Origin of the sequence: Cellulomonas sp. NS3 (assembly GCF_024757985.1) — a bacterium.
GTDB lineage: Bacteria > Actinomycetota > Actinomycetes > Actinomycetales > Cellulomonadaceae > Cellulomonas_A.
Genome location: NZ_CP103289.1, coordinates 55,851 through 70,696, shown reverse-complemented (window position 1 = coordinate 70,696; position 14,846 = coordinate 55,851). Strand labels below are relative to the sequence as shown.

General features: G+C 74.4%; 12 protein-coding genes. All 12 read right to left on the bottom strand.

Translation table 11 applies throughout. The annotated features are described in order from the left end of the window. Positions 1 to 79: 79 nt before the first annotated feature. Positions 80 to 484 (bottom strand): universal stress protein, encoded by a 405-nt coding sequence (locus NXY84_RS00310; protein WP_258725161.1) that lies wholly within the window; start codon positions 482 to 484, stop codon positions 80 to 82. After that, positions 481 to 2,007: a tripartite tricarboxylate transporter permease gene (locus NXY84_RS00305; RefSeq protein WP_258725160.1), complete on the bottom strand. Its 1,527-nt coding sequence runs from the start codon at positions 2,005 to 2,007 to the stop codon at positions 481 to 483. The genes NXY84_RS00310 and NXY84_RS00305 overlap by 4 nt, the downstream gene beginning before the upstream one ends. 31 nt (positions 2,008 to 2,038) lie before the next feature. Then, positions 2,039 to 2,602, bottom strand: coding sequence for a tripartite tricarboxylate transporter TctB family protein (locus tag NXY84_RS00300; protein WP_258725159.1), 564 nt, complete (start codon positions 2,600 to 2,602; stop codon positions 2,039 to 2,041). After that, positions 2,599 to 3,588 carry a Bug family tripartite tricarboxylate transporter substrate binding protein gene (locus NXY84_RS00295; RefSeq protein ID WP_258725158.1) on the bottom strand — a complete coding sequence of 330 codons (990 nt, stop codon included), beginning with the start codon at positions 3,586 to 3,588 and terminating at the stop codon, positions 2,599 to 2,601. The genes NXY84_RS00300 and NXY84_RS00295 overlap by 4 nt, the downstream gene beginning before the upstream one ends. Before the next feature lie 199 nt (positions 3,589 to 3,787). Then, positions 3,788 to 7,297, bottom strand: a complete 3,510-nt coding sequence (locus NXY84_RS00290; protein ID WP_258725157.1) for a choice-of-anchor I family protein — start codon at positions 7,295 to 7,297, stop codon at positions 3,788 to 3,790. A gap of 174 nt (positions 7,298 to 7,471) precedes the next feature. Beyond that, positions 7,472 to 8,794, bottom strand: coding sequence for a DUF418 domain-containing protein (locus tag NXY84_RS00285; protein ID WP_258725156.1), 1,323 nt, complete (start codon positions 8,792 to 8,794; stop codon positions 7,472 to 7,474). Between the two features lie 128 nt (positions 8,795 to 8,922). Further along, positions 8,923 to 9,693, bottom strand: a complete 771-nt coding sequence (locus tag NXY84_RS00280; protein ID WP_258725155.1) for a DinB family protein — start codon at positions 9,691 to 9,693, stop codon at positions 8,923 to 8,925. 9 nt (positions 9,694 to 9,702) lie between these two features. Continuing rightward, positions 9,703 to 10,380, bottom strand: coding sequence for a GNAT family N-acetyltransferase (locus NXY84_RS00275; RefSeq protein WP_258725154.1), 678 nt, complete (start codon positions 10,378 to 10,380; stop codon positions 9,703 to 9,705). Positions 10,381 to 10,482: 102 nt separating this feature from the next. After that, a complete protein-coding gene (locus NXY84_RS00270) occupies positions 10,483 to 11,499 on the bottom strand; it encodes a glycoside hydrolase family 43 protein (RefSeq protein WP_258725153.1) in 1,017 nt (338 codons plus the stop codon). Positions 11,500 to 11,540: 41 nt separating this feature from the next. Beyond that, a complete protein-coding gene (locus tag NXY84_RS00265; RefSeq protein WP_258725152.1) occupies positions 11,541 to 12,452 on the bottom strand; it encodes a carbohydrate ABC transporter permease in 912 nt (303 codons plus the stop codon). Next, a complete protein-coding gene (locus NXY84_RS00260; protein WP_258725151.1) occupies positions 12,452 to 13,411 on the bottom strand; it encodes a carbohydrate ABC transporter permease in 960 nt (319 codons plus the stop codon). Before NXY84_RS00260 ends, NXY84_RS00265 begins: the two co-directional genes overlap by 1 nt. Then, a complete protein-coding gene (locus tag NXY84_RS00255; protein WP_258725150.1) occupies positions 13,408 to 14,709 on the bottom strand; it encodes an extracellular solute-binding protein in 1,302 nt (433 codons plus the stop codon). The genes NXY84_RS00260 and NXY84_RS00255 overlap by 4 nt, the downstream gene beginning before the upstream one ends. Between the last annotated feature and the right edge of the window lie 137 nt (positions 14,710 to 14,846).

Genomic DNA, 14,846 nt, shown 5'->3' with positions numbered 1-14,846 from the left:
ACGGTCGAGCAGCACCGTCCACGAGCGCGCGCACGGCTTCAGCCGTACCGTCGCCGGCCCGGCCCGGCACACGATCAGCTCACCGCCCCGGCGCGCCCGCCGCCTTCACCGCGAGCACCGGGCACCGCGCGTCGAGCAGGATCTTCTGCGCGGTCGACCCCATGAGCAGCTTCCCCACGGGCGAGCGGTGCCGGATGCCGATGACGAGCACGGACGCGTCGACCTCCTCGGCGATGTCCAGCAGCGCGTCGGTCACGTCGCGCACGACGGGTTGGCGGACCTCCGCCTCGATGCCGAGCGAGTCGAGGAGCGTCTGCACCCCGGCGACGTCCGACTCCCCCGCGAAGCGGTCGTCGACGGTCGACGTCCCGGTCGTGGCGTTGACGACGAGCAGCGGCTCGCCGTGCGCGCGTGCCTCGTGCGCGCCGCGTTCCAGCGCCGCGCGCCCCCGGGCGTCGGCCGTCCAGCCCACGACGACGGTCATGACCTCACCTCTTCCTCGAGCGCCTCGACCTCGTCCTCCAGCCGCTCGGGTCCCTGCCGGCCGGGGATCAGCCGCAGGACGAGCGGTCCGAGCAGCAGCACCGCGATCACCACGTAGACCAGGACCGCGACGGGTTCGCTCCACAGCGCGGAGACGTCCCCGCGCGAGAGCTGCAGGGCCTGCCCCAGCTGCTCCTCGAGCCGCGGCCCGAGGATCACGCCGACGATGAGCGGCAGCACGGGCAGCCCGAAGCGCCGCATCGCGAACCCGAGCGTGCCGAACAGGCCGAGCAGCGCGACGTCGAACCACTGGAAGTTGACGCTGTACGCGCCGAGCACCGCGAAGAACAGGATGCCCGCGTACAGGTACGGCCGTGGCAGGCGCAGGAGCTTGGCCCACAGCGGCGCCATCGGCAGGTTGATCACGAGCAGCAGGGTGTTGGCGACGAACAGGCTGGCGAGCAGCGTCCACACGAGCTCGGGCTCCGCCTCGAACAGCTGCGGGCCGGGCTGCAGGCCGTAGCCCTGCATCGCGGCGAGGATCACGGCGGCGGTCGCGGTCGTCGGCAGGCCGATCGCGAGGAGCGGGACGAGCGTGCCCGCGGCCGACGCGTTGTTCGCCGCCTCGGGTCCGGCGACGCCCTCGATCGCGCCCTTGCCGAACTGGGCGCGGTGCTTGCCCGCGAGCCGCCGCTCGGTGATGTACGAGAGGAACGTCGGCATCTCGGCGCCACCCGCGGGGAGCGCGCCGAACGGGAACCCGTACGCCGTCCCGCGCAGCCACGGCTTCCAGGACCGGCGCCAGTCCTCGCGGTCCATCCACGGGCGCCCGACCGGGATGACCTCGAGCGGCCGGCGGCGCAGGTGCGCGGCGACCCACAGGGCCTCCCCGACGGCGAAGATCGCGACCGCGACGACCACGATGTCGATGCCGTCCGCGAGCAGCGGGTTGTCGAACGTCAGGCGCGCCTGGCCCGTCGTGGTGCCGACGAGCCCGATCGCGAGGCCCAGCGCGAGCGCGATGAACCCCCGCAGCTTCGAGCTGCCGAGCACCGAGGTGACCGCGACGAGCGCGAGCAGCATCATCGCGAAGTACGACGGCGCCCCGAGCACGACGACCCACTCGGCGACCGTCGGGGCGAGCGCGACGAGCAGCACCGTGCTGATCGTGCCCGCGACGAACGACCCGATGGCCGCGGTCGCGAGCGCCTGCGCCGCGCGGCCGGTCTTGGCCATCTTGTTGCCCTCGAGCGCCGTGATGACCGACGACGACTCCCCGGGCGTGTTGAGCAGGATCGACGTCGTCGAGCCGCCGTACATGCCGCCGTAGTAGATGCCCGCGAACATGATGAGCGCCGCGCTCGGGGACACGTTGTAGGTCACGGGCAGCAGGAGCGCGACGGTCATCGCCGGGCCGATGCCGGGCAGCACGCCCACCGCCGTCCCGAGCAGCACGCCGACGACCGCGTAGACGAGGTTCTCGGGCTGGAGGGCCAGGCTCAGGCCCGTCAGCAGGGCGTCCATCACCGGGCCCCCTCCGTCGCGACCGCGCGCATCACAGGATCCCGTCCAGCACGCCCGCCGGGATCGGGATGCCGAGCCCGACGTAGAACCCGTACCAGGACGCGACCGAGAGCACGGCGCCGATCAGGAGGTTGCGCACCCAGTGCCGATTGCCCAGCACCGTCGCGGCGCCCGCGAACAGCAGCGCGCCGACGATCGCCCAGCCCAGCCAGTCGATCAGCGCGACGGTGGCCACGAGCACCCCGGCGAGCCCGGCGAGGGTCCGCCAGTCGGTGCTCTGGTCGAGGTCGACGTCCTCGCCGGACTCGGCCTCGGGCCGGTCGCCGCGGGCGGTCGCCACGGCCAGGATCGCCGCGAGCACGACGAGCGACGAGCCGATGACCCACCCGAACGCCCCGGGCTGCACGGCCTGGTCGGCGAAGCCGGGGCCGAGGCCCGCGGAGTCGACGACCGTCCACACGCCGATCACCGCGAGCACCGCGGCGAGCCCGTACTGCGCGCGGTCGGGCCCGAGGTCGGCGTGGGCGTGCGCGGTGGCCGGGATCGGCGTCGCCCGCACCTCGCCGGCCGGCATCGTGCCGCCGTCGCCGCTCACAGCAGCCCCAGCTCGTCGAGCGTGCTCGAGACGCGCTCGTCCTGCTCGAGCAGGAACGCCTCGAAGTCGTCACCCGTGCGGAACGCGTCGACCCAGCCGTTGGTCTCGAGCGCCTCCTGCCACGCGTCGCTGCCGTGCATCTCCTCGAGCAGCGCGACGTGCTGGTCACGGACCGCGTCGGAGATCCCCGGCGGCGCGAGCACCCCGCGCCAGTTGGTGAACACCAGGTCGATGCCCGACTCGACGAGCGTCGGCGCGTCGACCGCGTCGAGCCGCTCCTCGCCCGACACGGCGAGCACGCGCAGCGACCCGTCGGCGAGCTGCCCCTCGAACTCCCCGAGGCCCGACGTGCCGACGTCGATCTTGGCCCCGAGGAGCGCCGTGGTGAGCGGTCCGCCGCCGTCGTACACGATGTAGTTGACCTCCGTCGGGTCGACGCCGACCGCCTGCGCGAGCTGCATCGGGAACAGGTGGTCCGGCCCGCCGGGGCTCGACCCGCCGCCGACCCGGATGCTCCCCGGGTCCGCGCGCCACGCCTCGACGAGGTCGTCGACCGTCTCGAACGGAGAGTCGGCGGGCACGAGCAGGCCCTCCTGCTCCTCGATGAGCTGCGCGATCGGCGTCGCCCCGCTGACGCGCGCGTCCGACCCGTTGGTGTACGTCGCGCCGACGACGCCGAGCCCCATCGTCATGAGCAGGTCCTCGGCGCCGCGCTCGTTCACGAGCCGCTGCATCGCGACCGTGCCGCTGGCCCCGACGACGTTGCTGACCTCGAACCGGCCCGTCAGGTCCTCGGACTCCATGACCCGCGTCGCCGCGCGCCCGGTCTGGTCGTACCCGCCGCCCGGGGAGTTCGGGATCATCATCCGCAGCCGGCGGTTCTCGCCCCCGTCGTCGCCGCGCGTGACGCCGCAGCCGGCGAGAGCGAGGAGGGCGACGAGGGCCCCCGCGAGCGCGGCGTGCCGACGTCGGCGGACGACCCCCATGCAGAACACCTCCTCGTGCCTGCTCCGATCCTGGCCCTGTCGGGGCGAGTCGGCACGTCAGGAGAGCGGACGCGGCCTGGAGGGGCGCTCCGGCGACACGCGGCCGTCGACGCCCACGAGGCGCCGCGCGGCGCGGCCCGGCACCTCCTCCGAGGTGCCGGGCCGTCACGTGGACCGCGGGAGCGGGACGAGCGCTCGGTCAGTCCACCGTCGGTGCGCCGGGCCGCAGGCGGCGACGCACCGTCAGCACGCCGGCGCCCGTGCCGAGCAGGCCGAGCCCGACGAGCAGCGCGAGCGCGACGTCGGCGCCGGTCTCCGACAGCCGGCCGGGGAGCCCGCCGGAGCCGGCCGCCGCCCGGACGACGGGGGTCCCGGCCGTCGCCCCACCACCAGCGCCGCCACCCGCGCCGCCGGGGCCCGCCGCGCCGTCCACCGGGACGGCCCGGCCGACCGCCGCCGGCGAGACCGGGCTGTTCGCCCGGACGTACGCGACCGACGCCGCGAGGTCCACCTGGCCCGAGTCGACGCGCGCCGCACCGGCCGCGAGCGCCGCGAAGCCGTCGCCGCCGGACGCGAGGAACGAGTTCGCCGTGACGCGGTAGGTGGCGACCGGGTCGAGGGGCCGGCCGTCGACCTGCACGCCGGCGACCCGCTGCCCGACGGGGGCGGACGCGTCGTACGTGTACGTGACGTTCTCCGAGAGGCCCAGGTGCACCTTCGTGCGCGGGGCGCTGGCCGTGCCCCACTGCTGCTCGAGGAGCTCGTCGAGCTGCGCGCCCGTCAGCTCGACGACGACGAGCGTGTTCGCGAACGGCTGCACGTCGGCGACCGCCCGGTACGTCACGTCGCCGTTCGCCGTGCCGACGAGGTCCGCGCGCAGGCCGCCCGGGTTCATCACCGCGAGGTCCGCGGGCGTGCCGCCGAACGCGGGGTTGTCGGCGCTCGTCGCCCACAGGTGCATGTCCGCGACCAGGTTGCCGAGCGGCGACTCCAGCGACCGGTCGACCTCTCCCGCAGCGTTGCGCGCCCGCAGGACGTCCGCGGTGAGCCTCCCGACGACGACCGAGCCGGACTCCTTCGCGTCCGCGACCGCCCGGTCGACGATCGTCTGCACCGCCGGGTCCGCCGGGTAGGCGGGGGCGCCGCCGACGACCATCGGCAGCAGGTCCTGGCGCGCGGCGACCACGCGGTCGGACGCCGTGTCGTACGTGAGCTCGACGCGCGCGAGGTTCTGCCCGTACTGCCCGCCCTGCACGACGGGGCGGGGGACGTCGCTGCCCGCGACCGGGAACGCGCACGCGTAGGTGCGGTGGGTGTGCGCCGAGAAGATCGCGTCGACGTCGGCGGACGTGCCGCGCACGACGCGCCCGAACGCGCTGGTCTCGGCCGCCGCAGCGGCGCAGTCGCCGGTCTCGGCGCCGTCGTGCACGAGCGCGACGGTCACGTCGGCGGCGTCCTGCGCCTCGAGCTGCGCGGCGACGCGGTTCAGCGCGGCGACCGGGTCGCCGAAGTCCAGGCCCGCGACACCGGCCGGCGACACGAGCGTCGGGGTCTCCGCCGTCACGACGCCGACGAACGCGACCCGCACGCCCGAGCGCTCGACGACCTCGTACTCGGGCAGCACCGGGTCGGTCGTGCCCTCGGTGTAGACGTTCGCTGCCAGGTAGGGGAAGTCGGCGAGCGGCTGCACGCGGTCGGTGAGGTCGTCGATCCCCTGGTCCAGCTCGTGGTTGCCGACGGCGGAGACCTCGAGCCCGGCGGCGTTCAGCACGTCGATCGTCGGGACGTCCTTCGCGATCATCGACGGGAACGTCGACGCGCCGATGTTGTCGCCCGCGGACACGAACACCGTGTCGGGGTTCTCCGCCCGGAGCTGCCGGACGGCGCCCGAGAGGACCGCCGCCCCGGCCACCCCGCCGCGCAGGTCCGGCTCGAGGCGGCCGTGGAAGTCGTTCGTGCCGAGCAGCTGCAGCTCGACGAGGTCGTCGTCCGCGGCCGCGGTCTCGACGGCGAGGAGCGTCGTGGTGCCCGAGACCTCGTTGCCGACGGCGAGCACCGGCTCCCCGGTCGGGGAGTCCGCCGCCGGGACGAACGCGATCGACTCCGGCCCCAGGTCGCCGGCGGCGGCCAGGTCGCCGCCGTCCTCGACGGACACGGAGAAGTCGCGGTTGTTGAGGTAGCTGACGAACGACGCGGCGCGCGGGTCCGTCACGTCGTACACCGCGACCCCGCCGACCCGCTCGAACCCGACGAACGCGTAGGTGCGCCCGTCGACCTCGCCCAGCGCGACGGCCTCGGGCTCGGGGCCCTTGTCGTCGCTGCGGCCCTCGAGGTTCGACTCGCTGTGGTTGGAGCTCACGAACTGCGGGGCTGCGGCGTAGGTGATCTCCTCGAACGACGAGCCGGAGTCCCAGACCCGCTCGCCGGCGGTCGTCCAGATGGAGAACGAGCGGGAGCCGAACGCGTGGAGCTCCTCGTAGCAGCTGCCGTCGGCGCTGAGGCCCGAGGCGGTGCTGACGTTGAGGCGGCCCAGGGCGGCGTCCCCCGTGAGCGCGGCGAGCGGCGCGCAGACCGGCGCCAGCCCGTCCTTGCCGAGCGCCTTCACGCGGGCCGGCTCGGCGTAGTCGCCCCACTCGCGGGCGTCGCCCTCGTTCGCCGTGACGAGGTAGGTCGCGCCACCGGCCTGGTACGACGCGATCGCGTCGGGCTGGTGGAGGCCGCGCAGCCCGTCGTAGGTGCGCAGGCGGAAGCCGCTGTCGCGGTCCGACGGGTCGAGGGGCACGACGGCGTGGTCCTGGCTGCCGAGCGCGGTGATCTTGGTGACGGCGGCGGCGTCGAGGTCGACGGTCGCGAGCGCGTTCGCCTCCTGGAGCGTCACGTACGCGGTCGAGCCGACGACCGTGACGTACTCCGGCTCGAGGTTGAGCGACGGCAGCAGCGCGGGGGCGCCGGGGCCGGTCGGGCCGAAGACGCGCACGCCTTCGGGCAGCGCGCCGGGCGTGTCGAAGGCCGTGAAGCCGGCCGTGCGGACCGCCTCCTGCGCGGGCGCGGAGACCCCGGACGGCAGCGCCACGACGCTCACGGACCCCGCGGGGTCGACGCTGTAGTCGTCGGCGGGCTCGGCCTCGTCGGCCGTCACGGCCCACGCCCCGTCGGGCGAGACGGCCACCTTGTCGGGCTGCGCGCCCACGCGCACCGCGCCGAGCACCCCGAGGGTCGTGGCGTCGAGGAACGCGACCCAGCCGCGCTCGGTCTTCGTCGCGTGCTGCACGGCGACCACGACCAGGCCGTCCGCGCGCACGTCGACGGAGTTCACCGACGCACCGGCGGGGATCGTGCCGCCGAGCGCGTCCTGGATGCCGGCGACCGCGATCGTGCCGGCCTTCGTGGGCTTCGTGACGTCCGACGCGTCGAGCACGTCGACCTCGCCCGACACGGCGTTGACGACGAACAGGCGCTCCGTGGCGGCGTGGAACACGACGATCTCGGCGGCCGACGCGTCGAAGACGCCGGTCTCGTACGTGCCGAGCGGCGACAGCGTGACCGCCGCGCCGGGAGCGGCATGGCGCACGGGCTCGACGACGAGGTTCGCCGACGCGGGCGCCAGCAGGACGGGCACGAGCCCGGCGGTCAGCAGCGTCGCCGCGGCGACGGTCGCCGTCGCCCGCCGGGACCGGGTGCGGGGCGCGTGGGGGCGCGGGTCGCTCACGGGAGTCCTTCCTCCACGGGTGCCGGCGGGTCCGGCGGGACGGAGGGACCGTAGGTGGAGGGTGCGACCGCGAGGGGAGCGGTGGGCGACGAGCGGGTGAACGCGCGGTGACCTGCGCGGACGCCGCGCTCGCGGCGGATCCCCGCGAGGATCCGCCGCGAGGGCCGGGCCGCCTCACCGCGCCGTGGTCGAGCCTCCGCCGGTCGGCACGAGCGCTGCTGCCCCGCTGGCGTCTCGGCCCGCGAGCGGCACCGCGGCCACGACCGCCTCCCGCCCGTACGCGAGCCGCCGCACCAGCACCTCGAACGGCCCACGCCGTCCGGCCCGGTGCATGCCGGCCGCGACGGCCACGGTGACGAGCCACACCCCGACCGCGAGGACCGCTGCCTGCGCGGTCCCGATCCGCCCGCCCAGCCCGAGCCCCCACGCGCTGAGCAGCGGCGCGAACATCACCGACTGCAGCAGGTACGCCGTGAGCGAGCGCTCCCCGGTCGCGGCCACCGCCGCCAGCGCACCGCCGCGCGCCCGCTCGCCCCACACCGCCGCGAGCCAGCCGAACAGGCACACGTACCCGAGCCCCATCACGTCCCCCGCCACGTGGTGCACGAGCTCCGCGACGCCGAGCGTCGTCTCCCCGGGCCGCCACACCTGCGCGACCGCGAGCGCGTACGGCAGCCCGCCGACGAGGTTGACCACCGCGGCGGCCACCGCGACCTGCCCGAGCCGGCGACGGTGCTCCGCCGGGCGCGTGAGCCAGCCCGCGCGGGCCAGCAGGATGCCGACGACGACGTGCGGGACGAACATGAGCGACACCGTGAACAGCGACGTCGCGGTCGCGACGGTGAGGAGACGCTCGCCGACGGTCGCGAGGTAGCCGAGGGTCGCCGGGTCCTCGGCGACCGCGGCACCCGGGTCGTCGCCCGAGCCCGCGTCGAGAGCACCGAGGACCGCGACCGCACCGGCGGCCATCGAGAGGACGTACGCGACGACGAACCACCGCACGAGCGTCGCCCGGGACCGGTGCAGGAACGCGAGCGCCACGAGCCCCGTCGCGCCGTACGGGGCGAGGATGTCGCCGGCGAAGAGGAGCGCCGCGTGCGCCAGGCCGAGCGCGATCAGGGCACCGCTGCGGCGCGCGAGCACCCGACGCGTCGCCCTCCGGTCGGCCCCGCGGGCGGCGAGCCGGGCCGCCATCGTCGCGAGCCCGAACCCGTAGAGGATCGCGAACATCGGCTTCGACCGGCTGTCCACGACGAACGCGACGACCCCGTCGACGAGGTGGTCGAGCGACGAGCCGCCGGCGGGGCGGCCCCCCGCGTCGAGCCAGCCGGCGTCGGACCACAGATAACCCCACACGTTCGCGGAGGCGATGAACAGCAAGAGCATCCCGCGCGCGAGGTCGGGGGCGACGGACCGGGCGACGGACGCGGGCGCCGGGACGGAGGTGGGCAGGGATCGTGGTGCGACCGGCGCGTCCGCGGTCGGGAGGTGGCTCATGGTCGACGACGGTAGGGACCGCTGACCTGCGCAGACACCCGGCAGGCCACCGGACGGACGGGGGGCCAGCCCCCTACCTCGCGTGCTCCGAGGGGCCGCTGGTGCCGCCGTCCGCCGACGACGGTCCGTCAGCTGCGGCTCTCGAGCACCGCGAGGTCGCGCTCCGCGTACCGGCGGTGCCACCACTCCTCGTTCAGCACGACCCGCAGGCACTTCCGCGGCGTCAGCATCTTCCCCTCGTCGGGCCATCCCGGGCCCACGAGCGGCGGGCCCGGGACGTCGAGCTGCTCGTCCGTCAGCCTGTCCAGCGCCCGCCGCACGAGAGCCATCGCTGCGAGGCGGACCGCGAGCGCGTCGTCGAGCGCCGGGCGGGCGTCCCGGTCGTGCGGCACCCCCTCCCGTGGCTCCATCCCGTCCCACGGCAGCGACAGCGGGTGCCACGGGCTCGGGTCGCCGAGCACCCCGCGCCCGACCCAGGCCTGGGACGCGAACGCGAGGTGGCGGAGCGTCTGGACGAAGGACCACTCCTCGCCGACGGACTCGTGCAGCCGCTGCTCGGGCAGGAGGCGCGCCCGCGCGACGGTCTCGGCCCACAGCCGCTCGTTCACGTCCCACGCCGCGCGGAAGCCGTCCGCCGTGGTGGCCCGCAAGAGCGCGCGCTCGGGGTGGCGCCGGTCCAGCTCGGCCTCGACCAGCGGGACCACGTCGACCCCGTTGACGACGAGGCTCTCGATCTCGCCGTCGATCGAGGTCCCCGAGACCTCGACGTCCCGCATGACCACGCCGTGCAGCCCGACGGCGCGGAACGTCGAGCCGGTGAGGTCGACGCGCAGGAAGCGCGCGCCGGTCAGGTCGATGTTCTCGAGCGCGGTGCCGCGCCGGTTCTCGATGTCGTCCATGCCCGGACGCTAGACCCGAGGTCCGACAGCGGGACCGGCCGCGGGCCGGCGCAGCGCGTGCATCGTCGGGCCGCGCTCCCCCAGCCGCACCGCACCCGCGTGCACGAACCCGCGCGCCTCGTAGAAGCGGACGTTCGCGTCGACCGTGGTGTTGACGTGCGCGGGGAGGTCGCCGGGGAGCTCCGCGAGCGCGGACGCGACGAGCGCCACGCCGATGCCCTCGCCGCGCCGGTCCGCGTCGACGCCCAGGAGGTGCAGCAGCGCGTGCGGCTCGTCGGGCAGCTGCCCGTGCATCGCGGCGAACCCCTCCCGCACGACCGCGAGGTGCTCGGGCGGGAGCAGGAGGGCGCCCATCGCGTCCCCGGGGAGGACGGGTCCGCCGTCGGCCGCGGTCGCCCCGGCGGCGGCGGGCACGGACCACGCCGCCGCCCCGACCGCCCGTGTGCCGTCCGTCGCGAGCCAGACCGTGCCCGCGACGACGTACGCCTCGATCGGCGCCCACAGGAACGCCGCGACGGCGGCCTCCCGGTGCGGGTGGCCGGCGAAGATCCAGTCCATGAGCGGGTCCGGCGCGAGCGCCCGGGCGAGGACGGAGCGGGTCGCGGGCAGGTCGGCCGGTCCGGCGCGGCGCACGCGCACGGCGTCCGCCGTGGTGGCCTCCCGGCCGACGTCGGCCGTCCGCGCCATCGCGACTCCTCGGGGCGGTCCTCCCCGCCGGCCTCTCGGGTGCGGTCGGCGGCAGTCCATCGTGGCGCGCGGGGTGCGACGGCGCCAGACCGTGGCCCGGCGTCACGCCGGCAGCGGCAGCCCCCGCGGGCCGAGCACCTCGATCGACGTCGGCGTGGGCCGCGTGTCCGGGACGGGGACGCCCCAGACCGGGTTGCCGTCCGCGTCGAACGGCAGGACCTGCGCGCGGGCGTGCCGGTTCGGGTCGAACAGGGGGTCGACCGTGATCTCGGTGTAGGTCCGGGCGTGGTAGACGAGCACGACGTCGCCGTCGGGCGTCTGCGTGAACGAGTTGTGGCCCGGGCCGTACTGGCCGTTCTCGGGCGAGCTCACGAAGACCGGGTCGGGGCTCTTGGTCCACGACGCGGGGTCGAGCAGGTCGGCGTCCGCCGGGGCGGTGAGCAGCCCCATGGCGTAGTCGATGCCCGTCGCGGCGCCCGAGTAGGTCAGGTAGACCCGGCCCCCGTGCACCAGCACGGACGGGCCCTCGTTGACGGAGAAGCCGCGCACCTCCCAGTCGAACTCGGGGCGGCTGAGCAGGACGGCCGGGGTCGCGAGCGTCCACGGGTCCGCCATGCGCGCGACGTACAGGTTCGAGTGCCCGGGGATCGCGACGTCCTGCTGCGCCCACACGAGGTACTGGGTGCCGTCGAGCACGACGCTCGTCGCGTCGAGCGCGAAGGACTCCCAGCCCGTGTCGACCTGCCCGCGCTCGACCCACTCGCCCGTGAACGGGTCCTCGGCCTCGTTCTCGAGCACGAAGATCCGGTGGTCGAACGTCTCCGCCGCGCCCGGGACGTCGGCCGTGCCGTGGTCGTGCGGCGCGGCGGCGAGGTAGACGTACCACCGGCCGTCGACGCGGTGGAGCTCCGGGGCCCAGATGAGGTGCGACATCGGCCCGTCGGCGTGCCGCTCCCAGATCGTCACCTCCTCGGCGTCCTGCAGGTCGTCGAGGTGCTCGGCGCGCCGCAGGACGACGCGGTCGTACTGGGGGTGCGACGCGGTGAAGTAGTAGGTGCCGTCGTGCAGCAGCACGCACGGGTCGGCGCGCTGGAGCACGACGGGGTTCAGGAAGCTCATGGGGGTTCTGACCTCGGGAGGGACGGGACGGGCGGACGCGGTCACTGGCCACCGAGGCCGGTGGTCGCCACGCCGCGGATGATCTGGCGCTGGAAGAGCATGAAGACGACGACGAGCGGCAGGCCGGCGAGGATCGCCGACGCCATGACCTGCGCGTAGCGGACCCCGAAGCTGCTCTGCACCTGCACGAGGCCCACCGGGAGCGTCAGCAGCGACGGGTCGGTCGTGATGATGAACGGCCACAGGAAGTTGTTCCACGCGCCGATGAACACGAAGATCGCGACCGCCGCGAGGATCGACCGGGACAGCGGCAGGACGATCTGCAGGAAGATCCGCAGCGAGCCGGCGCCGTCGACCCGCGCGGCCTCCTCGAGCTCGTTCGGCACGCCGTCGAAGAACTTCTTCAGGATGAAGACCATCGCCGGGGCCACGAGCTGCGGGAGGATGATGCCCGCGTACGTGTCGGCCATCCCCCACGCCAGCATCTGGCGGTACAGCGGGACGATGAGGATCTGCGGCGGCACCATGACGCCCGCGATCGTGAGCGCGAACAGCACGTTCCGGCCCCGGAAGCGCGTCCGGGAGAAGCCGTAGGCGGCCGACGCGCACAGCGCGACGGTGAGCACGGTGACGACGACGGCGACCACGGTGCTGTTGACGAACCAGGTGATGAGGTTGTCGTTGCTCAGCATCGAGCGGTAGGCCTGCAGCGTGAAGCCGTTCTCGGGCACGAGCTCGAGCGGCACCGCCGTCGTGTCGCCCTCCTCCTTGAGCGAGGTCACGAGCGCCCACGCGAGCGGGGCCAGCCAGAGCAGCGCGACGACCGTCAGCGCGGTGGCGAGCGCCGCCCGGACCCACAGGGGCGAGCGGAGCGCGGGCACGGCGTCGGGCGACCGGCGGCGGCTGCGGCGCAGCCCGACCGGGTTCGTCGGGGCGTCCGTCACGGCGGCCATCAGGACTCCTTCCGCGAGGTCAGGCGTGCCTGGAGGACCGCGACCACGATGATGAGCAGGAAGAACGCGTAGGAGATGGCCGACGCGTAGCCGAGCCGGTAGTTCACGAACCCGGTGTCGTACACGTACTGGAGGATCGGCGAGGCGTTGCCCGCGGGACCGCCGCTGCCGCCGTAGAGGATGTACGCCTGGTCGAAGAGCTTGAGCGACGCCAGGACCTGCAGCACGATCACCAGGCCGGTCGTGACCTTGAGCAGCGGCAGCGTGATCGAGAACAGCCGCCGCCAGCCGTCCGCGCCGTCGAGCGACGCGGCCTCGTAGACCGTCGCCGGGATCGCCTGCAGCGCCGAGAGGTACAGCAGGAAGTTGAACCCCACGGTCCACCAGACGGTCACGAGCACGACCGACCACAGCGCCATGTCGGGGTTCGTCGTCCACCCGACCGGCCCGAGCCCGACCCAGCCGAGCACCGCGTTGAGCAGCCCGAAGTCGCCCTGGAAGAGCCACTGCCAGATGAGCACGACCGTCGAGACCGGCAGCAGGAACGGCGCGAAGTAGGCGAACCGCCAGAACCACTGACCGCGGGTGCCCGTGTGCACCAGCAGCGCCATGACGAGCGCGACGAGGACGAGCGGGACGGTGCTCAGCACGGTGAACAGCAGCGTGATGCCGAGCGTGCGCCACACGAGCGGGTCGGACGCGAGCTGCGCGTAGTTGTCGAGCCCGACGAACTCCGCCTCGGGGCTGACGAGGCTCGTGTCGGTGAAGCTCATGCCGAGCCCGTAGACGAGCGGCCAGAGCAGGAACGCGGCGTAGACGAGCACGAACGGCAGGACGAACCACGGTCCCCCGCGTCCCACGCTCAGGCTGCGCCGGGGGCGGTCGTCGCGCACCGCCTGCCCGACGAGCGCCGGTCCGCCCGCGCGCGCCGTGTTCTGCGCGCTCCCGACGGCGCTCACACCGGGCTCCCGAGCGTGAGCTGCTGGTCGAGCCAGCCGATGAGGTCGTCGGCACCCTCGTCGGGCGTCAGCGCTCCCGAGGTGATGCCCTGCAGGGTCTGGCCGGCGCGGGACATCAGCGTCGAGCCGGAGCCGGAGAAGTAGGCGTCGGGGTCGAACTCCACCACCTGGGCGGCCTCTCGGTAGGCGGACTGCGGTTGGAGGGCGAGGTACTCGGGGCTCTCCGCGACCGAGGACAGGGCCGGGATGTGACCGCCGCGGGCCCAGTCGAGCGAGTTCGTCAGCATGGACACCGCCATGTCGTAGGCGGCGCTGCGGGCCGCGGGGTCGACCCGGAGCTGCCGGGGCAGCACGAGGCTGTGGCTGTCGGCACGGACGTACGGGACGTCGCCGAACACGGCCGGGAACTGCGTCATGGAGAACGGCGTCCCGGCGTTCTGCGCGGTGACGATCTCCCAGGGCCCGATGAGCAGGAAGCCGGCCTGCCCGCTCGCGAAGCTCGCCGGTGCGGCGGGTCCGTCGAGGGTCTTGGAGGCGATCGTGCCGTCGCACATGGTCTGCATGAAGGCCATCGCCTCGACCATCGCGTCGCGGTCGACCTCGGCGGGCCCGCCCTCGGGCAGCTCGATCCGCCCGCCGAGCTGCCGGAACAGCGACCAGAAGACCATCCAGGTCGCCAGGGCGTCCGCGGCGCCGAACGCGATGCCGTTGGCGCCGGTCACCGCCGCCGCCCGCCGCCCGGCGTCGAGGAACGCCTCGGCACCCTGGATCGGCGCGAGCGTCCCGTCGGCCGCGAGCAGCCCGGCCTGCGCGCAGACGTCGGTGTTGTAGAAGAGGACGAGCGGGTGCGTGTCGAGCGGGAGCGCCATGAGCTTCCCGTCGATCGTCACGCGCTCGAGCACCGGCGCGGGGAACTGGTCGGGCGTCACGCCGCGCGCCTCGAGCTCGGCGAGGTCCCACTCGTCGACGAGCTCCTTGCCGAAGGTCGCGAGGCGGGACGCGTGCAGCGTCGCGAGGTCGGGTGCCCGCCCGCCGGCGCACGCCATCGCAAGCTTCGTGTAGTACGGGGCTCCCCAGGCGAGGGTCGTCGCCGTGACGTCGGTGCGCGGCGCCTCGTCCCGGAACGTGTCGACGAGGCCGACCATGCGCTCGCCGTCGCCACCCACGAAGAAGTTCCAGTAGGCCAGCGGGACGGCCGAGCCGCCCGGCGGCGAGCCGCAGCCGGCGAGCGCGGTGATCCCTCCTGCGGCGACCGCGGCGCGCAGGAACGCGCGGCGGGACAGCACGTGCTCGGTCATCATCGACGCCTTCCGCAGGGATTTACTACGTTGTAAAGAGTTCACCCGCGACCGTCCGCTGTCAAGCGTGGTGCGGTTCTCACTTCTCCTGACGGGCCCTCTCGCTGCCCCTGAGCAGGGCGTTCGCGTGCGTGCGC